Below are 20,918 nucleotides of genomic sequence, written 5' to 3'. Positions count from 1 at the left end.
TCGGGATCACCACGTGAGACCGAGTTCTTCGCGAACCCGTTTCGCGCATCCACTTCGCAAGACTCCGAATCCAGGGGGATTCATGCACATAGCCCGTATCGGGCTGGGCGTCGCGGCTGCCACGTCCGTCGCCGCCCTCGCGGTCACCGCTCTGGGGACCGCCGCGCCCGCCGCCGTACCGCACACCCTGGCGGTACCGGCCGTCGCCGGGCACACTCTGGTCCACGATGTGAGCAGCCCGCTGACCAGCGAGCAGTGCCAGGCCAAGTGGCACATCAACTGCTACACCCCGCTCCAGTACCGCAAGGCGTACGACCTGAACGCCCTCTACCGCAAGGGCGTCACGGGCAAGGGCCGCACCATCGTCATCGTCGACTCGTACGGTTCCCCCACCGTCCAGCACGACCTCGACGTCTACAGCCACCAGTTCGGTCTGCCCAGCACCAAGGTGAAGGTCGTCAAGTGGGGTCACGTCCCCGCCTTCGACCCCAAGAACTCCGACATGACCGGCTGGGCCGGCGAGACCACCCTCGACGTCGAGCTGGCGCACGCGGTGGCACCCGCCGCCAAGATCGTCCTGGTGGAGACGGCGGTCTCCGAGACCGAGGGCACCACCGGTCTGCCGGAGATGATGGACGCCGAGAAGCACCTGATCGACCACGGTGTCGGCGATGTCATCAGCCAGAGCTTCGGCGCCACGGAGAACACCTTCCCCGGCTTCGACCACGGCGACTTCTCCAGCATCAAGAAGCTGCGGTACGCCTTCCAGGACGCCAACCGCAAGCACGTCACCGTCCTCGCGGCCTCCGGTGACGGCGGCGCGACCGACCTCAAGCTCGACGGCAAGACGTACTACAAGAAGCGCGTCAACTCCTGGCCCTCCGCGGACCCGCTGGTCACCTCGATCGGCGGCACCGAGCTGCACCTGAACGACGCGGGCAGCCGCGTCAAGCCGGACAGCGTCTACAACGCCTCCGAGCACGACTTCGGCGCCGGCGGTGGCGGCCAGTCGCACGTCTTCACCCGCCCGTCCTTCCAGGACGGCGTGAAGAGCAAGGTCGGCACCCGCCGCGGCACCCCGGACATCTCGATGGCCGCCGCGGTCAACGGCGGCGCGTGGATCTACTCCAGCTACGACCCGACCGCCGTCGGCTGGGACGTCACCGGCGGCACCAGCGAGGCCACCCCGATCTTCTCGGGCATCGTCGCGCTCGCCGACCAGGTGGCCGGCCACCGGGTGGGCAACATCCAGAAGGCCCTGTACAGCCTCTACGCCCACAACGCCAAGGCCAACGGCATCGTCGACGTCAACGACGGCACGAACAACTCCTACCAGGGCGTGACCGGCTACAAGGCCGTCAACGGCTACGACCTGGCGACCGGCGTCGGCACCGTGGACGCCCTCAAGTTCGTCCCGGCCCTCGCCAAGGCGAGCAGCCGCCGCTGACGCCTCCCGCACGACAGGACGGCCCGGGTTCCGTACCCGGGCCGTTCGTGTGCCCGCGGCACTTCCGACGTCCACTGGACCCCGCCCTGAGACGGCTCCTACGACCTCACGGTCCACGCGACGACCTGCTCGGGAGCCCAACCGGCGCCCTGCGACTACTACTTCACCTTGAGTCCTCTCCCTCGTGAACGAGGGGGATTCCTGGCTCAGACTGCCTCCGGGAGCGGCGCTCCCGGGGGTCTTACGCCTTCGGCGCCAGCCGGGTTGAGACCAGCCCGGACGAGCATCACGCGGGCGGAGTTCTTGTCCCGGGGGGACACGGTTCCGCACGCGGTGCAGGTGTAGGTGCGTTCGGACAGCGGCAGGGCGTGCTTGGCTCTCGCTCCGCAGGTGCCGCAGTCCATGGTGGTGTGGGCCGGGTGCACCAGGTGGACGATCCGGCCGTGTTTGCGGGCCATCTCCATCAGGGCCCGTTTGGTGGCGCCGATCGCCGCGTCGGCGGCCTTGCGGGCCATCGTCGACTTCGCGAGGAACCTGGGCTTGAAGTCCTCCACCGCCATCGCGTCGTGGTCGGTCACCACGCGCTTGGCCCATTTGCGGCTGGTGTCCTGACGCTGCCGGGCGATCTTCGCGTGGGTCTTCGCCCGCCGCTTCTTCGCCTCCCGGTAGCCCTTCGATCCGGCCTGCCCCTTCTTCGGCTTGCGGCGGGCCATCATCCGGTCGTAGCGGGACAGCTTGGTCTGCGCTTTCTTGCCGTGCTGGGCGTGCGGGAGGTCGTGGGCGTCGGACGTGGTGGTCGCGATCTCGCGCACGCCCCAGTCGATGCCGATCACCCGGCCGGTCTCCGGCAGCGGCCGCACCTCGGCCGCAACAACGAAGGACGCATACCAGTGGCCGATGCCGTCCTGGTAGACACGCACGCTGGACGGACCTGCGGGCAGCTCCCGCGACCACACCGGCGTCAGGACGATGCCCCCGGCCAGGTGCAGCCGGCCGTCCAACAGCCGGAACCCGCGCTTGGTGTAGTTCAGGCTCGGCAGGGCCTCGCGCTTCGTCTTCCACCCCGGCATCCCGGCCCGCTGCCCTTGCGGAAGGCCCTCGCGGATGTCCTTCTGCGCCTTGGCCCTGGACTTGCCGAAATCGCGGATGATCTGCTGCTGCGGCACCGAGCTGCCCTCCCGCAGCCACGGCGTCCCGGCACGGGCCTCGGTCAGCATCTTGTCGAGCTGTGCCGGACCGCACGTCTCCTTGCCAGCACCTTCGGGCCGGGTCTGGTTCCGGGCGTGGACCTGCTGGGACTTGGCCACGGACTCGTTCCAGATCCAGCGGCACCGGTCCCACTCGTCCAGCAGCGCGGCGAGCGCGGTGGACGACACGCGCAGACGGAACGTCCACCGGGCATGCCCGGCAGCCTCCGCGACCGCCCCCACCACCGCCACACCCTCACCCCCTCTACGCCCCTCGGACCGTACGTCCGCGGCCTGCCGACGCCTTGCGACAAGACCGTACGTACGACAACCGCACGCCCGTACCCCGATCGTGCGATCACCACTCCCACCGGCGACTATCGGCACACACGTTCGCATCCCCCGGCTCCGCCAAACAGCCATGCGGACGCTCCGCGCCCATAAACCCAGTGAGATCGTGCACCTGCTTGAGGGTGCGTGCGGCGCTCCCGTGACGGACGCCAGATCGCCCGGCGGCGATCCGGCTGCCCCTGCCCCGCCACGCGGGAAGCCGGACTCCTCCCCGGCGTGAACGCCGGGGCATCCTCCGGTCACCAGGTGAACTGAAACCCACGCCATCGCATGCCGTGGCTCACGCCACCCCGAGAAAGTGCAGCACCGCAAGGACCCGCCGGTGGTCCGCGTCCGCCTTCGGCAGGTCCAGCTTGGCGAAGATGCTGTTGATGTGCTTGGCCACCGCGCTCTCGCTGACGACGAGTTGTTCGGCGATGCCCGCGTTGGACCGGCCGCCCGCCATCAGTTCCAGGACCTCGCGTTCTCGGGGGGTGAGCCGGTCCAACGGGTCGCTGTGGCGGCGTACCAGCAGCTGGGAGACCACCTGCGGGTCGAGCGCGGTGCCGCCCGCGGCCACCCGGCGCAGGGTGGCCGCGAACTCCTCGACGTCTGCGACCCGTTGCTTGAGCAGATAGCCGATGCCGGAGGTGTTGGCCGAGAGCAGATCGGTGGCGTAACGCTCCTCGACGTACTGGGACAGGAGCAGTACGGCGGTCTTCGGCCACTGGCGCTTGACGACCAGCGCGGCCCGTACGCCCTCGTCCGTGAAGCCGGGGGGCATGCGGACGTCCACCACCGCGATGTCCGGCCGGTGCTCCTCCACCGCCGCCAACAGCGCCTCCGCGTCGCCCACTTCGGCGACCACCTCGAACCCGGCCATCTCCAGGACCCTGACCACGCCGATCCGGAGCAGTACGGAATCCTCGGCGATCACGGCACGCACGGCAGCTCCACGGTGATGACGGTCGGCCCCCCGGCGGGGCTGTCGACCGACAGCGTGCCATCGACCGAGGCGACCCGCTTGGCCAGCCCCGAAAGGCCGGTGCCGGCGCCGAGTCTGGCACCGCCCACACCGTCGTCACGGATGACGACCAGCAGGGCCGTCCCGGCACGCTCCACCGTGACCTCGGCCTCGGACGCCTGCGCGTGCTTGACCACGTTCGTCAGCGCTTCGGAGACGACGAAGTAGGCGACGGACTCGATCGTCGGGGACAGCCGTGCCGTCAGGTCCACCGTCACCCGGACCGGGACGGGCACCCGGGCGGCGAGGCCGGAGAGCGCGGCGTCGAGGCCGCGGTCCTCCAGGACGGCAGGATGCAGCCCCCGTACCAGACTGCTCAGTTCCTCGATCGCCTCCTTCGCCTCGCGGTGCGCCTCGTCGATCACGCGGCGGGCGTCCTCCGGCAGGTCGCCGAGGGTGGCCTTGGCGATTCCGAGGTTGACGGCCAGGGAGACCAGCCGCTGCTGGGCTCCGTCGTGCAAGTCCCGTTCGATGCGCCGCCGTTCGGCGTCGACGACGTCCACGAGCCCCGCCCGGCTCTCGGTCAGCACCTCGACCCGGCGCTCCAGCTGCTCGGCCCGGCTGGGGCCGAGCAGGGCGGTCGCGACACGGGTGTCCAGCCGGGAGAGGGCGCCGGACAGCCAGGCCGCCAGGTGGAGCAGGGCGATCCCGGCAGCCGTGAGGTACGCCGCCCAGGTCGAGTACCCGAGGTGCTGCATGCGCCAGTCCAGCGGTACGACCCAGATCCACACGTAGACCGAGGTGGCGGCGAGCGCTACGGCCCAGGTCAGCAGCACGAAGACCGCAGCAAGGGAAAGCAGCGGCCCGTCCAGCAGGTGGTACAGGAGCTGCCGCCTTCCGACCGGGGACCGCAGCCACTGGTGTGGCCGGGGCCGCCGTCCCTCGTAGGGCGAAGGGATGTCCACGCCGAGCCGGACCCGGAAGCGGGCGTGCTGCGCCTCGGTCAGCAGCGGTCCCGCGAACACGACGGCGGCGAGCCCCGCGACCAACGCGAGCAGGACCGCCCCCGTCGACGTCGCGTTGAAGACGATCAACGGCAGAGCCATGACGACCAGAACGCCGAACTGGATCAGCAGGCCCGTGGCGAGGAAGGCGACCGGGCGGCCGGCCCCTCGCAACGGCCGCAGGACGAGGCCCCGCAGACGGGTGACGATGCGCATTGACGAAACGCTACTGCCCAGGTCAGGGGCGGTCCATGGCGCAGGTGCCCGGCTGGGGGTGCAGCTAGTGCCACCCCCACAACGGACAGCTGGGTTACTGACTGTGACCGCCGGTTGGCGAAGGCTGGAGGCCGTGGAGAAGAGCCGGAAACGCGAGGAGACCGAACCGATGAGCATGCTGATGATCCGTCAGGAGCACGGGGTCACCCGCCGTGTGGCCGTTCCCGGCGCCCGCCGCTGGTACCACCGCTGCCGCACGGAACATGTCCTCGTCGGCTGCGGTCTTGCCCTGCTGCCCTGGCTGGTCGTACTGGCGAAGGGCCTGCCCGGCACCGCCGTCGCCACGCACTGGAACACCGCCTGGGTGGGCCTGGACGCCCTGGAGGCGACGGGCCTGATCGCCACGGGGCTGCTGACCGCCCGAGGCCACCATCTGCACCCGCTCACGGCCTCCGCCACCGCGACCTTACTGGCGGTCGACGCCTGGTTCGACACGATGACTGCGGCCCCGGGCGGGGACCAACTCTCGGCGCTGGCCATGGCGTTCGGCGCGGAGCTGCCGCTGGCGGCGGTGTGCGCGGCACTGGCGGTGCGGGGGCTCGCCCGCCGCACCGCCTGACCGGTTCGACGGCCGTACCGACGCGCCGGCCGGACTCAGACCGTGACCTCGCCGCGGACGTCCGTACGCGAGACCGCGAGGTAGCCGACGAAGCCGAGGATGGCGACCGTCCAGGACAGGGTGACCGGGCCGAGGCCCAGGGCCAGTCCGCCCCGGTCGTGGCCCATGGCCATCCAGTCGGCGACGGAGGCCCCGAGCGGACGGGTGATGACGTACGCCGTCCAGAAGGCGGCCACCGCGTTCAGACCGCCCCAGCGGTGGGCGACGGCCGGTACGGCGATGGCGACGGCGTACACGACGGCCGAACCGAGGTAGCCGAGCCCGATCGTGGCGGTGAGGTCGCCCGCCGCGGTGCCGAGGGCGAAGGTGGCGAGGACCGCCGCCCAGTAGAAGGCCTCGCGGCGCCGGGTGTGGATGCTGTGGATGGAGAGGGTGCCCTCGCCGCGGTACCAGAGGACGAAGACGGCGGCCAGCGCCACCATGAAGAACGGCGTCGAGACCAGGTACGGCACCCCGAGGCCGACGTGCAGCACATCGGCGGCCATCGTGCCGAACACGCTGACGACCACGATCGCCGTCCAGTAGATCCAGGCGACGTACCGGCGAACGGCGAACTGCACCACCAGGGCGGCCACGAACGCGAGGGAGCCGACGCCCACCGCGGGGATCGGGCCGAGCAGGTGCGCCAGCCAGTCGGAGGCCGTCTCGCCCATGCCGGTGGTCAGCACTTTGATGATCCAGAAGTAGACGGTCACCTCCGGCACCTTGCTCGCCGCGTGCCGTACGCGACCCGTGTGCTGTGTGTGCCGCGAGGGCTGCACGGGCCGGTTGGGGGTGAGGTGATCTGTGCTCATGGCAGGCACGATGACATGGCGAACAGCCGTCGCCACAGGCCCCTTTGCCAGAGTTTTGGCGCCTGTAGTGCACGAGTTGCCCGAGCCCCGTCCGAGCCTGAACGCAACCTGAACGGGAGGGCAGATGCGCTGGTCAGGGACGTACGTCGGGTGGTACGTCCGCAAGGCCCGTCGCGCGGCCCTCCTCGTCCCACCGGACCACCAGGACACGCTCCACCGCCTCGCGGTCGAGGGGCCCGAACACATGAGGGAAGAGGGTGCCCTCCGCGACTCCCGGGGGCGGCGCGGGAGCCGCCGCCTCCCACACGCACCGCGCGCTCAGCCGTGCTTCGTCGAGCAGCAGCGCGAGCAGCGGCCGGGGAGCGCTGCCGTAGAACGCGTTGACGACCTTGAGCGTGGTCGCCTCGTCGGGGGAGCAGTGGACGAAACCCTCCTCGGCCAGGGAGGAGGGGGCATAGGGCCGGTCGGGACTGGCGTTCCACTCGGCGCTCGGCACGACGTGATAGATCATGGCCGAGTTATACCCCAGCATCGGGCCACCACCTGTGCTACGGTGCCAAACGGCAGTATTGGTTACCAGAGGCTTTTGAGTGCTCTTCGACCTTCCGTCGACGAGCACTCTTTTTTGTTGAGGGAGATTCCGTATGGCATCCGGCACCGTGAAGTGGTTCAACTCGGAAAAGGGTTTCGGCTTCATCGAGCAGGACGGCGGCGGCGCCGACGTCTTCGCCCACTACTCGAACATCGCCACCCAGGGCTTCCGTGAGCTTCACGAGGGCCAGAAGGTGACCTTCGACGTGACGCAGGGCCAGAAGGGCCCGCAGGCCGAGAACATCCTTCCCGCCTGACGCTGACGCGTACGTACCACGTGGCTGGGGCCCGCACTCTTTGGGTGCGGGCCCCGGCTCGTTGCGTTTTCCCGCACTCGGCTCAATTCTCCGCCGGACCCTTCGCTTCGCAACCTTCACCTCGAATTCTTCATCCGTTCCTTCGGTTTCTTCGGCTCCTTCTTGCGAATCCTCAACGGCCCGTCCGCTGGGAGGCATTCCTCGATACGTGCCGCATCGAGGAGGCTTCCGCATGAACCGCACAGCTCGTACGAACGCCCGCACCAGCACTCGCACGAACAAGAGACCCACCCGTTCCCGTACGGCCCCGGGCCGCCCCGCAGCGTCCGGCGGCGAGTTCGCCCTGCCCGTCACGGTCACCCCGGCACTTCCGCCCGTCGAGGACTTCGCCGAACTCGACATGCCCAGGCGTCTGTTGACGACCCTCGGCGCCGAAGGCGTGACCGCCCCGTTCCCCATCCAGGCCGCAACGCTGCCGAACTCCCTGGCCGGCCGGGACGTCCTGGGCCGCGGGCGCACCGGTTCGGGCAAGACGCTCGCCTTCGGCCTCGCCCTGCTGGCCAGGACCGCGGGGCAGCGGGCCGAGCCGCGGCAGCCGCTGGCCCTCGTCCTCGTCCCCACCAGGGAACTGGCCCAGCAGGTCACCGACGCCCTCACGCCGTACGCCGGCGCGCTGCGGCTGCGGCTCGCCACCGTGGTCGGCGGGCTGTCGATCGGCCGCCAGGCGGGTGCCCTGCGCTCCGGGGCCGAGGTCGTCGTGGCGACGCCCGGCCGGCTCAAGGACCTCATAGACCGGGGCGACTGCCGCCTGGACCAGGTCGCGATCACGGTCCTCGACGAGGCCGACCAGATGGCCGACATGGGCTTCATGCCGCAGGTGACCGCCCTCCTCGACCAGGTGCGCCCCGACGGTCAGCGGCTGCTGTTCTCGGCGACGCTGGACCGTAATGTCGATCGTCTGGTTCGCAGCTACCTGCACGACCCGGTCGTCCACTCCGTGGACCCGTCCCAGGGCGCCGTCACCACGATGGACCACCACGTGCTGCACGTGGAGGACGAGGACAAGCACGCGACCACGACCGAGATCGCCGCCCGTGACGGGCGGGTGATCATGTTCCTGGACACCAAGCACGCAGCGGACCGGCTCGCCAAGAAGCTGCTGGCCGTCGGGGTGCGCGCGGCGGCGCTGCACGGCGGCAAGTCGCAGAACCAGCGCACCCGGACCCTGGCCCAGTTCAAGGACGGCCAGGTCACCGTCTTGGTGGCCACGAACGTGGCGGCCCGCGGCATCCACGTCGACAACCTCGACCTCGTGGTCAACGTCGACCCGCCCGGCGACCACAAGGACTATCTGCACCGGGGCGGCCGTACGGCACGCGCCGGCGAGTCCGGCACCGTCGTCACGCTGGTCCTGCCCCACCAGCGGCGCGAGGTGTCCCGTCTGATGGCCGACGCCGGGATCACCCCGCGGACCACCCGGGTCCGCTCGGGCGAGGCCGAACTGAGCCGCATCACCGGCGCCCAGGCCCCGTCGGGCGTCCCCGTCGTCCTCACTCCGCCGCCCGCGGAGAGCCGCCCGGCGCGTACGGGGGGTCCCGCCCCGCGGGCACGGCGCGGCCGCCCCGCCCAGCAGGGCCGCCGCCGCGCCCCGGCCAAGGGCGGCAACGGCACCAGGGGCACCAAGGGGAACACCCGCTGAGACCGGCGCCCGGGACGCACCTGCGTCCCGGGTGCCGTGGCGCCGGCTGGGGACTACTTCAGCCCGATGGCCGCACAGTCCGCCGCGTACTTGGCGGTGCAGATGTCCTTGACGGTGTAGACGCCGTCCTTGATCACCGTCGACTTGATGTTGTTCTTCGTGAGGGCGACCACGGGGACCAGCATCGCCGGGATCGCCTTCTGGGTGGGGCTGTCGACCGAGTCCTGGGTCAGCGCGTCGAACTCGAGGCTCTTGCCCTGCACCTTGTCCACCGCCATGTCCGCGGCGTTGGTCGCCTCCAGCAGGAACGACTTGTACACGGTCATCGTCTGCTCGCCCGCGACGATCCGCTGCACCGCGTCCAGGTTGGCGTCCTGCCCGGTGACCAGCGGCATCTTGGTGGCTCCCGCCGCCTTCAGCGCGTCGATGACGCCGCCCGCCAGGCCGTCGCTGGCCGAGTAGACGGCGGCTATGTTGCCGAGCCCCACGGACTGGAGGGCCTTCTTCGTGTTCGCCTTGGCGACCGAGGGCAGCCACTTGTCCGTGTCGTACGACTTGACGATGTCCACCCGGCCCTTCAGCTCGCTGAGCGCGCCCTCCTTGACGAGTGCCGTGTTCGGGTCGCCGGGGTCGCCGTTCATCATGACGACCTTGCTGGTGGCGGCCTTCTCACCGAGCGCATCGGTGATGGCACGGCCCTGCACCTCGCCGACGAGCTCGTTGTCGTGCGAGACATACGCGTCGATGGGCCCCTGGGCGAGCCGGTCGTACGCGATGACGGGAATCCCCGCGTCCTTGGCCTTCTGGACGTCCGGCGCGATGGCCTTGGCGTCCAGCGCGTCCACCATGATCGCATCGACCTTGGCGTCGACCATCTCCCCGAACTGCTTGCTCTGCTTGGCCACGCTCGCCTCGGCGTTGGCGTAGCGGACCTTGCCCTTGCCATGGGTCAGGGAGGCGACCCGCGCCTTGAAGATGGGGTAGTCGAACTTCTCGAACCGCGCCGTGTCCTTGTCGGGCAGCAGCAGCCCCACCGTGATGTCGTCCCCCTTCTTCGGACTCTCAGAGCTACTGCTCCCACTGACGCTGTCGATGACACCGCAGGAGGAGAGGAGGAGGGCCGAGGCGGAGGCAAGAACGGGGACGACGGCGAAACGACGCACGCCGGTTCTGCGGGGGGTGTGAACGATCACTTGCAGGTGCCTTCCGGGCAGTGGAGGAGCGGACCACTGGGTGAAGGAAGAGCCAACGGGCTCGTGGAGGACACGTCAAGACATCCGGTTGTCATCCTTTCAACTTCCTACGGAATCTCCTCATCCGGCACGTGTGACGCGCTCTCCGCACGAAGAGGCGCAGGACTCTCACGCAGCACGAGAATGTAGGAGTACAGTTTATGAAGTCGTACTTCTATATCTAGGACAAGGTGTGGACAAGCCTGCCGAGATGTTCGACCGGGATCACGAGTGGTCGGCGCTGAGGCGGTTCATCACCGACGCGCAGCCGGGCGCCACCCTTGGCGTGGTCTCCGGGCGTCGCCGCCAGGGGAAGACGTTCCTGCTGGATGCCGCCTGCCGTGCCGCCGGAGGGTTCTACTTCGGTGCGACAGAGGCCGCCGACGCCGAGTCGCTGAGACGGATCAGCACCGCCCTGACCACCCATCTCCGCCCCGCCAGCCCTTTCCACTTCGCCGACTGGGCGGAGGCTGTCGATGCGCTGCTCGCTCTCGGCTCCGAACGGCCCGTACCCGTGGTGATCGACGAGTTCCCCTACCTCGCCAAGGCCAACCCGGAGCTGCCCTCGATCATTCAGGAGGCGCTGCGACCGCTGCGTGACCAGCGCACCGGCTCGCGCACTCGGCTCCTGCTGTGCGGCTCAGCGCTGTCCTTCATGGGTCGTCTGCTGTCGGGCAACGCCCCGCTACGCGGGCGCGCCGGGCTGGAACTGGTCGTCCGTCCCCTCGACCACCGCCTCGCGGCCGAGTTCTGGGACATCACCGACCCTCACCTGGCCATGAAGGTGAATGCGATCGTCGGCGGCACGCCCGCCTACAGGCGCGAATTCGCGCGCGGAGACGCTCCCTCCGGACCGGACGACTTCGACGACTGGGTCATCCGTACCGTCCTCAATCCCGAGACCCCCCTCTTCCGCGAGGCCCGCTATCTGCTCGCCGAAGAACCCGATCTCCGCGACACCGCCCTGTACCTGTCCGTCCTGGCCGCCGTCGCCGACGGCAACGCGACCCGCGGGGGCATGGCCGGCTATCTGGAACGCAAGGCCACTGATATCGCGCACCCCATCAACGTCCTCGAAGATGCAGGACTGCTCCACCGTGACGCCGACGCGTTCCGCGACAACCGGCCCACGTACCGAATCGCCGAGCCACTGATCGGCTTCTATCACGCGATCATGCGCCCGGTCTGGGACCAGCTCGAACGCCCCGGCAGTGCGCCACGGGTCTGGCAGGCCAGCCGCCGACGCTTCGTCAGCAACGTCCTGGGACCTCATTTCGAACAGGTCTGCCGGGAATGGGCTCTCCACCACGCCGACCCGGAACTCCTGGGCGGTCTGCCCGCCCGAGTCGGGCACGGCGTGGTCCACGACCCCAAGGCCCGTATCGGCCATGAGGTCGACGTGGCGGTGATCGGCATCGCCGACACCGGCAAACCTCCGCTCCTGGCCATCGGGGAGGCCAAGTGGAACGACACCATGGGCATGGCCCACATCGACCGCCTCCGCCACATCCGCGACCTCATCACCCAGGCCGGACGCTACGACACCAGCCACACGCGGCTCATCTGCTTCAGCGGAGCAGGTTTCAACGACAAAGCAGGCGCCATTGCAGAGGCCGACCGCGGCATCCGGCTGATCGACCTGGCTGCCCTTTACGGCCAGGCCTGAAGACCCAGCACAAGGGACACGACCGGATACCGGGCGAGATGCGGAATCTCCTTATCCCGGTGCGGATGCGGGCAGCGTCGCGGCGGTACGGGCCCGTACACCTGGAGTATGGTTTCTTGTATGGCCACCAAAAAAGTGACAGTGACGATCCCCGAGGATCTGCTGGACGAGATCCGCGCCGAGGCGGCCGAGCGGGGACTTTCGGCGTATGTGGCCGAAGCGCTGCGGTTCAAGCGCGACCGGGACCGGCTGTTGGAACTGGTCGACTGGCTGCAGGAGGAACACGGCCCGGTCACCGAGGACGAGCGCGCGGACGTACTCGTGGAACTGCAGGATCTCGACGCCGAGCACGAGCGCCGCCGCGCCACCCGAGGACACAACCCCGAAGAGGCCGCGTGAAGAAGCGCGCCACTGAGCACAACCGACAGCCACTGCGCGTCTTCGTACTCGACTGCGAGGCCTTGTCCCTGGCAGTACGCGGCGATCGGAAGATGATCGCCTGGCTCGACCTCGCGGCCAGGGGTGAGGCCGAGGTGGTGACGTCGCCCATGACCCTGGTCGAGGCGTACGACGGCAGAACCACCGAGCAGCGCTGGGACTGGGTGCTCTCCCGGCTCAAGGTCGCCGACATCGGAAAGGACGAGGCCCGCCAGGCCCGGCGCCTCCTGGCTGCCGCCGAGCTCCACGGTCACAAGTACGCGATCGACGCCGTGCTCGCTGTCATCGCACGTGGACACAAGGGCCAGGTCACCGTCTTCACCTCGGACGTGGACGACTTGGAGAAGCTCCTCCCGGAGACCATCGTCGTCAAGAAGGTATGACGGGAAGGTCTGACAGGTAGCCCGCGGCCGGCGCTGGCAGGTTGTCAGCTGGCCATCGACGAAGCCCGACCGTCGGTTAGGTCCCGGACGAATCTCCGGGCCGCCCTCAGACAGGCCGGGGATGGATCCATTCCCTTCAGAACTGCAACCCCCGGAAGCCGACCGCGCGCTTCAGACCATAGTCGCGGGCACTGACAACGGAGCTGCCCTGATCGGCCGTCAGCTGCAGCCGGTCCGCCCCGCACCAGGTCCGAGCGCTCGCCAATGCCGTCCTCGCCCCACACTGCCGCCCACGACCAGCACGAGCACCCCGAGGCAGTCACCGGGCGTGATCCGTGAATGTCCGCACCCCGGCCAAAGTGCCCTGGTGGAAGTACATGCGCCAGCCCGTCTCCGTCAGGCGCCACAAGGAGCTCCGCCACACGCGGCGGCCCTGGTTGTCGGCGAAGTACGTCAGGTGCACGATCCCCGGAGCCAGGACGGTTCCTGACATCTTGCTGACCTCGACCGGCGCATCAGGGGACACCGTTCCCGCGCTTGTCACGGTGAGGATCGACTCCGCGTCCCACCAACGACCAGACGCTCCGATCTCTCTGAACTCCGGATCCAGAAGCTCCGAGACGAGAGCCGGAGAAGCGCGCACCTCAGGGTCGAGAAGCCGCAGCTCCCCAGCCATGGCCGCTTGGACTGCCCGTTCGTTCTCGTCCGCCATGCACGCATCCTACGAAGGCCCCAGGAGGGTCAGATAACTGTAAAGAACCTTGACAGGCAATTGGTCTAGTCCAAATATGGTCGTCTGTTCGCCCCCACACCCCTCCCCTCTTCCTCTCCGCCATCCCTTTGGGAGCGTCAATGAGACGACCGCGTCCTGCTCTTCGTGCGTTGCTGTCCTGCATCACCGTGACCGGTCTGTCGGCCGGTCTCGTCGCGCTCGGGGGAGGCGGGGCGTTCGGAGCGGATGCCGCGCCCTCGCGGCCCGCCCCGCCCATGCCCGCCCATGTCGCCGCCCCGTACTTCGAGGCCTGGACCGGGGAGAGCCCGGCCGCGCTCGCCGCCGCCTCCGGGAACAAGTACCTGACCATGGCGTTTCTGCAGACGGACGCGGCCGGTTCGTGCACCGCCTTCTGGAACGGCGACACCACTCAGCCCATCTCCAAGGCGGTCTACGGCAAGGACATCGCGGCCATCCAGGCTCGCGGCGGCAACGTCATCCCCTCCTTCGGCGGCTACGGCGCCGACACCACCGGCACCGAACTCGCCGACAGCTGCACCAGCGTCGACGCCATCGCCAAGGTCTACGAGAGCCTGGTGACGACTTACGGCGTCTCGCGCATCGACCTCGACATCGAGGCGGACTCCATCAACAACACCGCCGGGATCGACCGCCGCAACAAGGCCATCGCCCAGGTGCAGCGGTGGGCCGAACGCACCGGGCGGCGCGTGCAGTTCTCGTACACCCTGCCCACGACCAACACCGGCCTCGCGCCGAACGGCGTGGCCCTCCTCAAGAACGCCGTCGACAACCACGCGCGCGTGGACGTCGTCAACATCATGACGTTCGACTACTGGGACGGCGCCACGCATGACATGGCCGCCGACACCGAGACCGCCGGTGCCGGGCTCGTCAGCCAACTCGCCGCGCTTTATCCCAAGAAGAGCCTGGCGAGACTCTGGCACATGGTCGGGGTCACCGAGATGCCCGGTATCGACGACTTCGGTCCGCAGGAGACCTTCACCACCCAGGACGCGGTGAAGGTCGAGCAGTGGGCCGAGGCCAAGGGCATCAACACCCTTTCCTTCTGGGCGCTGCAGCGGGACAACGGCGGGTGCGTGGGCACCGCCGGCTCCAACTCCTGCTCCGGGATCGCGCAGGACACCTGGTCCTTCAGTCACGTCTTCGCGCCGTTCACGCGCCGCTAGACCACGAGGCTCAACACGGGAACCGCGCCCTCACCTCCGTCCGTCGTGGGCGGCGCGGCCGCCGTGCTCCTCGCGACTGTGATCAGTGCCACGGACTCGCACATCACCTGGAAGTTCCGGCGCTGACCTGGCCGTTCGACCGAAATGTGCCAGGCGTGCAGAGAATCCGCGCAGGAGAAGCACACAGACCTCACACAGTCTTTCGAAACCCTCGTTACCGTTGCAGCCCGTTCGATCTCCCATGCATCTCCGGTGCATCTCCCACGCGAAGGGTCAGGACGACAGCGGATGGATTACTGCTCCTCATGCCGCCGGCACCTCAACGGCGCCCTGGTGTGCCCCGGTTGCGGTGCCTACGCCCCCGACATCGCACCGGTGACCTCCCACGGCCGCGCCGTCCCTGCGCCCGCCGCGACGGCGATGTGGCCGGAGGTGGAAGAGCCCCCGGAGACCGACGCATACGGTGACGACGAGGGCGGCGCCGAGGCCGCGATACCCCTGTCCCAGGGGCGGGCCGCCCGGCGCAGGCAGCGGGCGCGCTGGAAGAAGAACCAGCGCAAGGCCGTGGTCGCGACCGCCGTCGCGCTCGTCGGCGGCGGCATGACCCTCGCCTCGATGGACCACGGTTCCGGCCGACGTGCCGAGGCCTCGACGGCGACGGACCTGTCGAGCATGGGCTCCGAGGACGGGGCCGCGGACCAGAACGTCCAGCTCCCGCCGCCCGGCACGGGCAAGCACCGCAAGCCCGACACCACTCCCGACCGCTCCGCCACGGCCGGCAAGGCTCAGCAGCACTCAGGAGCCACCGCGTCCCACACCGATTCGGCGCGGACGCAGCCGTACACGCCCGTCGCGCACTCGACGCCGGCGACGAAGCCCGCCCAGCAGGGCTCCGTGGCCACCGTGAACACCCCCTCGGTCGACACGCCACCCGTCACCGGCGGCAAGACGACGACCCAGACCCCCTCCGCGACGCCCACGGGCAGCACGGGTTCGGGAACGTCGAGCAACTCCGGCTCCTCCGGAACGTCGGGGTCCTCCACCAGCTCCTCGGGTACGTCCCAGTCGGACAACTCGTCTTCGGCGACCTCACCGTCGGGGATCTGCGTCCTCGGCCTGCTGTGCGTCAGCTGACCTGACCTTCGCTCCACCACCTCGACCCTGGCCCTGACCGGCCAGGGTCGACTGGCTTCAACCGGCTTTCAACCGGCTTTGTTCTCAGGTCAGTTCATTCGCCGCTCTTGTACGGCAGTGACGGCGCGGACGAGGAACACGGCGGCCACGGCCGCGCCGACGACCGCCGCGTCGGACGCCAGGAGCTGCCACACGTCCGTGTAGGCGCGGGCGATGACCTCGTCGGTGGAGTCCTCGTACATGAGGCCGACTCCGCTGAGCATGCCGATCAGCCACAGGCCCCACCACACGTTCAGGGAGATGGGCAGCCGCTCACCGGGGGCGCTGGACCGGTAGGCGTCCGCGATGATGCCGCGGGGGAACCACAGGTTGACGACGGGCACCACCCAGCCGAGGTACACCCACAGCCCGGAGTAGCGCGGCCTGGTCCCGGACAGCTCGCGCCCGTTGTCCCGGACACGGCCCATCCACACGATGAACGCGATCGCGCAGATCGCCGCCGCGAAGCCCGACGCCGTGCTGACGAGATGGTACGAGTCCTCCAGCGAGGTCAGCGGACGGTGCACCCCGTCGCCCTGGTCCGGCGGCCCGGAGGCGGGCTCCCCCGCCGCAGCGAGTCGGATCTGCCACACGGCCCGCGCCGTCCAGCCGAGGCCGGCGAGAGCCAGGGCGGCACTGGCGACGAGGCCTGCCGCACGGACCGGCTGCAGAGCGGGGGCGGGGTCAACTGTGGGGGGTGCTATGTGGTCGTTCACCGGGGCATCCTCGCCGACGGGGGACGACGACCGCTACATCGACATGCCGGGCGGCGGTGCTTCACTCGTCCCGCACTTGCCGCGCGGGCGCACGGTGCGGCCCCAATTCCCGTAGCACGTCGGCGAGCTGGGAGGACGTGAGGGCGGCGTCCGGGAGGGACTCCGGCGCCGGGCGCAGGCTGTCGAGGAGCAGGGCCAGGGGGCGGCGCCAGGTGTCCGGTGCGGTCGCGGCGGTCAGGGCCGGGACGGCGCGCCCCAGCGCGGCCAGCACGAACAGGACGTCCTCCGTGGTGACATCCGCGCGGATCGCACCCTCCTCACGCCCGCGCGCCAGCAGCAGTTCCAGCGTCTCCCGGTTGTGTGCGTGCACGTCGTCCAGTGCCTCGATGCCCTGGACGTGGGTGGTCATGAGGTCGTTGGTGCCGCGGTCGGCGGCCAGGGTGCGGAAGACGGCCTGGAGGTAGGTGCCGAGACCGGTCCAGGCGTCGGGGGCCGTTCGGGCCAGCTCGCCCGCGGCGACCGTGTCGCCGAGCTGGTCGCGGAAGACGGCATCGATGAGAACGGCCCGAGTGGGGAAGTGCCGGTAGAGCGTCGCATTGCCGACCCCCGCCCGGCGGGCGATCACATCCAGCGGCGCCTGCAGCCCCTGCTCGGTGAACACCTCGTGGGCCGCCTCCACCAGGAGTTCCCGGTTGCGCCGCGCGTCACGCCGCCGCGGGGCGGCTGCGTCGCCTGCGCCGATGGCCATCCTCATCCTCCGGTGAGTACCGGGGAGTGCTCCCCGGTACTCATGCTATCGTCGAACCAAGAAACGGGGAGTACTCCCCACTTCAAGGAGCGGTCCCGCTCCACGGGGGAGGGCGGGACCGCTCAGCACTGCCCGAGGGGGACGTTGTGAGCGCAAGCGGCACGGCACTGGTACTCGGCGGCGGAGGTCCCGTCGGCGCCGCGTGGATGACGGGGGTGCTCGCCGGCCTCACGGACGCGGGCATCGACCTCGACCGGGCCGACGTGGTGATCGGCACCTCGGCCGGCGCGATCCACGGCTCCCGGCTGCTCTGGGGTCAGCCCCCGCGCGAGCTGTACGAGCGCCAGCTGTCCGGCGCCGACCGCATCGACCTCGACGTCACCGCCGCCCAGACGCTCCGCTTCCTCTGGGCCGCCCTGGGCTCCCGGGACCCCGAGCGCTCGATACGGCGCCTGGGCCGCGCCGCCCTCGCCGCCCGCACCCCACCTGCGGCCGACGTACTCCATGCCGTACGGGAGTGGCTGTGCGGAGCGACGGACTGGCCCGTGCGGGAGTTGCGGATCACCGCGGTCGACGCGGAGAGCGGGGATGTGGCGGCGTTCGACGCGGACGCGAAGGTGGGGCTCGTCGACGCGGTGGCCGCCAGTTGTGCCGTCCCGCTGGTCCTGCCGCCCGTCGCACTGGTCGGCCGCCACTGGATCGACGGCGGCACCCGCTCCACGGCCAACCTCCAACTGGCCCGCGGATACCGTCGGGTGCTCGCCGTCGTGCCGATCCCGGGCGCGGTCGGCCCCCACCCGAGCGCACGACAGCAGGCAGCCGAACTCACCGCCGACGGAGCCGCCGTATCGCTCCTGTGCCCGGACCGCGACGCGCGCCGGGCAATGGGCCGGAACATGACGGCGAACGCGCGCGTCCCGGACGCGGCCCGCGCGGGACATGCCCAGGCGACGGCGCTGGCGGAGTCGGTGGCGGAGGTGTGGCGGTCGTGACCGGCACGCAGGAGAGGCATCACCTCCCCGCAGGAAGGAGAACGTCATGACCGCCCCCACCCTGCAGCAACTGGCCCCTGCCGGGCACGACTTGGCGACCGATCCGTATCCCGTCTACGCAACCCTCCGCGCCAAGGGCCCCGTACACCGTGTCCTGGTCCCGGGCAGCGGGGAGTGCTGGCTGGTCGTGACGCGGGACGCGGCCCGCGCGGCGCTCACCGACCCGCGTCTCCGCAACGACATCCGGCACTCCTCCTCCTGGCGCACCGACGGCGGCCACGCCCTCGGCCGCAACATGCTCCAGAGCGACCCGCCCGAGCACACCCGTCTGCGCGGACTGGTGGCGGGGCACTTCACCCCCGGCCGGATCGCCGCGCTACGGCCGGAGATCGAGACGATTGCAGCCGAGCTGCTCGCGGCACTGCCCCAGCAGGGAACTGCCGACCTGGTGAGCCAGTACGCCCTGCCGCTGCCCGTCACAGTGATCTGCGACCTGCTGGGCGTCCCGGCAGCCGACCGTGCCGTCTTCCACACCTGGTCGAACGAACTGGTCATGCCGACGTCCCCGGAGGCGGCGGCCACAGCGAGCGCCGAACTGACCGCCTGCCTCACCGACCTGACCGCCCGGAAAGCCGCCGCCCCGGACGACACCCTGCTGAGCGACCTCGCCGCCGCCGAGTCCGGCCTCGGCACCGAGGAGCTCCTCGGCATGGCCTTCCTGCTCCTGGTCGCGGGCCACGAGACGACGGTCGACCTGATCTCGGGGACGGTGCACGCCCTGCTCACCCATCCGGACCAACTCGCGCTGCTGCACTCGGACCCGTCCCTGACCCCCGCCGCCGTGGAGGAGTCGCTGCGCTACAACTCCCCCGTCCACGCAACGGCATTCCGCTTCGCGGCCGAGCCCCTGGACCTCGCGGGCACCCGCGTCGCCGTCGGCGACGCCGTCCAGATCTCCCTCGCAGCAGCCTCCCGCGACCCACTCCACTTCCCCGCCCCCGACCACTTCGACATCACCCGCCGGCCGCAGGGCCACCTGGGCTTCGGCCACGGCCTGCACCACTGCCTCGGCGCCCCACTGGCCCGAGCGGAGGCTGCCATCGCCCTGCGGCTGCTCGTACGGGAGCGCCGGGAGATGGCCTTCGCCACCTCCCCGGCGCAACAGGAGTGGCGGAGCGGCACGCTGCTGCGAGGGCTGGCCGGGCTGCCGGTTTCCTTCGGCCGTTGACGAGCGGGAAGCCGGGCTGAACCTCCTGCCTCCGTGCAACGTACGAGTCACTGTGTGGAGCCATCCCAGGCCCACGAAAAGATCGCGGCGCCGGAAGGAAGGGCCGAACAATTTTATTGGCATCGATCCGTCCCGACAGCAGGAATGCTCATGTGGACGGTACGGGGGAAGTGAACGCAGTCAGTCATGTACCGGGGCTCGACGGGCTTCGTGGGCTGGCCGCGCTGTACGTGGTTCTTTTTCACTGCTGGTTGCTTGCCTTTCCGGGGTTTCCCAGGAATTCGGGTCCGTCCTGGCTGGGCTGGCTGATGTACGGGCGGCTCGCCGTCGTCTTCTTTCTCGTACTGTCCGGGTTCTCACTGGCTCTCTCCCCCGCACGCAACGGCTGGCAGCAAGGGGGAGTTTCCCGGTTTCTGCGGCGGCGTGCCTGGCGGATCCTTCCGCCGTACTGGGCGGCGCTGGTGCTGAGCGTGGCAGTTGCCCACTTTGTGGTGCAGGCCTCCCATCATGGGCCGCCGAATTTCAGGACAGTCGCCGTGTACGGGCTGGTGCTCCAGGACGTGTTCACGGCCCGTACGCCGAACGGCGCGTTCTGGTCGATCGCCGTGGAGGCGGAGCTCTATCTGCTCTTCCCGGTGCTGCTCTTCGTCCGGCGGCGGTTGGGGGCGGCAGTCCTGGTCAGCGGTGTGACACTGCTGGTGGTCGCACGTGGTGTGCTCGCGGGAAATGCCTCCCCGGTGGAAGGTGACAACTGGCTGGCTCCGAATCTCGCGCCCGTGTTCGTCGCCGGTCTGGTCGGCGCGGGAGTCGTTGTCGCGAGGGAGAAGGTCCGGCGGCTGCCCTGGCATTGGCTTGCCGCCCTTGCGATCGTTCCGGTCATGGCGCTCATCGTCGTCAGGGGATCGGCCTGGACGGTGCATCACTACTTCTGGGTGGATCTCGCCGTCGCCCCCGCCATGGCGATGTTCCTCGCGGCGATCGCCACCGGGCGCCCGGCCTTTCTGCTGCGAATCCTTGCCACCCGGCCCATGCGCAGCCTCGGCGACTTCTCGTACAGCCTCTATCTCATCCATCTGCCGATCGTGATGATTGTTGTGCGGAAGATTGCCCCTGATCACGTGTCGGCGGGACTGCCCACCTTCTGCTTCACGGTGGCTCTGGCGCTTCCGGCTTCGGTTCTGTCGGCATGGGTGTTCGCGGAGATCTTTGAGCTGCCCTTCAAGCGGAAACGGAACCCGCGGCCCGAGTGACCTC

At 69.7% G+C, this 20,918-nt stretch carries 21 protein-coding genes; 12 read left to right on the top strand and 9 right to left on the bottom strand.

Translation table 11 applies throughout. The features are described 5' to 3' along the window. The first annotated feature begins 82 nt into the window (after positions 1-82). Positions 83-1,447 (top strand): S53 family peptidase, encoded by a 1,365-nt coding sequence (locus ACWDAG_RS16425; RefSeq protein WP_450696259.1) that lies wholly within the window; start codon positions 83-85, stop codon positions 1,445-1,447. A gap of 206 nt (positions 1,448-1,653) precedes the next feature. Here the strand turns inward: ACWDAG_RS16425 and ACWDAG_RS16420 are convergent, their stop codons facing one another. From ACWDAG_RS16420 to ACWDAG_RS16410, 3 genes are all read right to left on the bottom strand, one after another. Continuing rightward, positions 1,654-2,886, bottom strand: a complete 1,233-nt coding sequence (locus ACWDAG_RS16420) for an RNA-guided endonuclease InsQ/TnpB family protein (RefSeq protein WP_450696258.1) — start codon at positions 2,884-2,886, stop codon at positions 1,654-1,656. 379 nt (positions 2,887-3,265) lie between these two features. Then, a complete protein-coding gene (locus tag ACWDAG_RS16415) occupies positions 3,266-3,910 on the bottom strand; it encodes a response regulator (protein WP_389072487.1) in 645 nt (214 codons plus the stop codon). Further along, on the bottom strand, positions 3,898-5,148 hold the full coding sequence (locus tag ACWDAG_RS16410; RefSeq protein WP_450696257.1) for a histidine kinase: 1,251 nt from the start codon (positions 5,146-5,148) through the stop codon (positions 3,898-3,900). Before ACWDAG_RS16410 ends, ACWDAG_RS16415 begins: the two co-directional genes overlap by 13 nt. Before the next feature lie 169 nt (positions 5,149-5,317). Between ACWDAG_RS16410 and ACWDAG_RS16405 the strand changes: the two genes are divergently transcribed. Beyond that, positions 5,318-5,767 (top strand): hypothetical protein, encoded by a 450-nt coding sequence (locus tag ACWDAG_RS16405; protein WP_450696256.1) that lies wholly within the window; start codon positions 5,318-5,320, stop codon positions 5,765-5,767. 35 nt (positions 5,768-5,802) lie between these two features. Here ACWDAG_RS16405 and ACWDAG_RS16400 read toward each other — a convergent pair whose 3' ends face one another. Continuing rightward, the gene (locus ACWDAG_RS16400; RefSeq protein WP_450696255.1) at positions 5,803-6,621 is read right to left on the bottom strand and encodes a COG4705 family protein; all 819 of its coding nucleotides are present in this window, start codon (positions 6,619-6,621) and stop codon (positions 5,803-5,805) included. A gap of 133 nt (positions 6,622-6,754) precedes the next feature. Beyond that, on the bottom strand, positions 6,755-7,132 hold the full coding sequence (locus ACWDAG_RS16395; RefSeq protein WP_450696254.1) for a DUF952 domain-containing protein: 378 nt from the start codon (positions 7,130-7,132) through the stop codon (positions 6,755-6,757). Between the two features lie 133 nt (positions 7,133-7,265). Here ACWDAG_RS16395 and ACWDAG_RS16390 point away from each other — a divergent pair, with 133 nt between their 5' ends. Next, complete coding sequence (locus tag ACWDAG_RS16390) at positions 7,266-7,469, top strand: cold-shock protein (RefSeq protein ID WP_351473368.1); 204 nt, start codon at positions 7,266-7,268, stop codon at positions 7,467-7,469. A 232-nt stretch (positions 7,470-7,701) separates the two neighbouring features. Next, the gene (locus tag ACWDAG_RS16385) at positions 7,702-9,168 is read left to right on the top strand and encodes a DEAD/DEAH box helicase (protein WP_450696253.1); all 1,467 of its coding nucleotides are present in this window, start codon (positions 7,702-7,704) and stop codon (positions 9,166-9,168) included. Positions 9,169-9,221: 53 nt separating this feature from the next. Here ACWDAG_RS16385 and ACWDAG_RS16380 read toward each other — a convergent pair whose 3' ends face one another. Then, positions 9,222-10,361 (bottom strand): sugar ABC transporter substrate-binding protein, encoded by a 1,140-nt coding sequence (locus tag ACWDAG_RS16380; protein WP_450696252.1) that lies wholly within the window; start codon positions 10,359-10,361, stop codon positions 9,222-9,224. Positions 10,362-10,593: 232 nt separating this feature from the next. Here ACWDAG_RS16380 and ACWDAG_RS16375 point away from each other — a divergent pair, with 232 nt between their 5' ends. The 3 genes from ACWDAG_RS16375 to ACWDAG_RS16365 all read left to right on the top strand — a co-directional run bounded on the left by ACWDAG_RS16375 (position 10,594) and on the right by ACWDAG_RS16365 (position 12,887). Further along, positions 10,594-12,066 carry an AAA family ATPase gene (locus ACWDAG_RS16375; RefSeq protein WP_450696251.1) on the top strand — a complete coding sequence of 491 codons (1,473 nt, stop codon included), beginning with the start codon at positions 10,594-10,596 and terminating at the stop codon, positions 12,064-12,066. Positions 12,067-12,186: 120 nt separating this feature from the next. Further along, positions 12,187-12,465: a CopG family transcriptional regulator gene (locus tag ACWDAG_RS16370; protein WP_450696250.1), complete on the top strand. Its 279-nt coding sequence runs from the start codon at positions 12,187-12,189 to the stop codon at positions 12,463-12,465. Then, positions 12,462-12,887 (top strand): PIN domain-containing protein, encoded by a 426-nt coding sequence (locus tag ACWDAG_RS16365; protein ID WP_450696249.1) that lies wholly within the window; start codon positions 12,462-12,464, stop codon positions 12,885-12,887. Before ACWDAG_RS16370 ends, ACWDAG_RS16365 begins: the two co-directional genes overlap by 4 nt. A gap of 319 nt (positions 12,888-13,206) precedes the next feature. On the opposite strand, the gene ACWDAG_RS16360 is transcribed toward ACWDAG_RS16365, so the two are convergent. Beyond that, positions 13,207-13,599 (bottom strand): nuclear transport factor 2 family protein, encoded by a 393-nt coding sequence (locus tag ACWDAG_RS16360; RefSeq protein ID WP_450696248.1) that lies wholly within the window; start codon positions 13,597-13,599, stop codon positions 13,207-13,209. 140 nt (positions 13,600-13,739) lie between these two features. Here ACWDAG_RS16360 and ACWDAG_RS16355 point away from each other — a divergent pair, with 140 nt between their 5' ends. Then, complete coding sequence (locus ACWDAG_RS16355; protein WP_450696247.1) at positions 13,740-14,807, top strand: chitinase; 1,068 nt, start codon at positions 13,740-13,742, stop codon at positions 14,805-14,807. Between the two features lie 288 nt (positions 14,808-15,095). Further along, entirely contained in the window at positions 15,096-15,941 is an 846-nt protein-coding gene (locus ACWDAG_RS16350) for an SCO2400 family protein (protein ID WP_450696246.1), read from the top strand. Between the two features lie 89 nt (positions 15,942-16,030). Here the strand turns inward: ACWDAG_RS16350 and ACWDAG_RS16345 are convergent, their stop codons facing one another. Continuing rightward, positions 16,031-16,696, bottom strand: a complete 666-nt coding sequence (locus ACWDAG_RS16345) for a DUF4328 domain-containing protein (RefSeq protein ID WP_450696245.1) — start codon at positions 16,694-16,696, stop codon at positions 16,031-16,033. Between the two features lie 61 nt (positions 16,697-16,757). Beyond that, positions 16,758-17,444 carry a TetR/AcrR family transcriptional regulator gene (locus tag ACWDAG_RS16340; RefSeq protein ID WP_450696244.1) on the bottom strand — a complete coding sequence of 229 codons (687 nt, stop codon included), beginning with the start codon at positions 17,442-17,444 and terminating at the stop codon, positions 16,758-16,760. A 146-nt stretch (positions 17,445-17,590) separates the two neighbouring features. On the opposite strand from ACWDAG_RS16340, the gene ACWDAG_RS16335 reads away from it, so the two are divergent. From ACWDAG_RS16335 to ACWDAG_RS16325, 3 genes are all read left to right on the top strand, one after another. Continuing rightward, positions 17,591-18,436, top strand: coding sequence for a patatin-like phospholipase family protein (locus tag ACWDAG_RS16335; protein WP_450696243.1), 846 nt, complete (start codon positions 17,591-17,593; stop codon positions 18,434-18,436). 46 nt (positions 18,437-18,482) lie between these two features. Further along, a complete protein-coding gene (locus tag ACWDAG_RS16330; protein WP_450696242.1) occupies positions 18,483-19,664 on the top strand; it encodes a cytochrome P450 family protein in 1,182 nt (393 codons plus the stop codon). Between the two features lie 170 nt (positions 19,665-19,834). Next, positions 19,835-20,914: an acyltransferase family protein gene (locus ACWDAG_RS16325; RefSeq protein WP_450696241.1), complete on the top strand. Its 1,080-nt coding sequence runs from the start codon at positions 19,835-19,837 to the stop codon at positions 20,912-20,914. The last annotated feature ends 4 nt before the right edge of the window (positions 20,915-20,918 follow it).

The sequence above is a fragment of the Streptomyces sp. NPDC001157 genome (genome assembly GCF_053598255.1).
The sequence above is the reverse complement of the archived record's forward strand: the minus strand, read 5'-3'. Positions and strand labels throughout refer to the sequence as shown.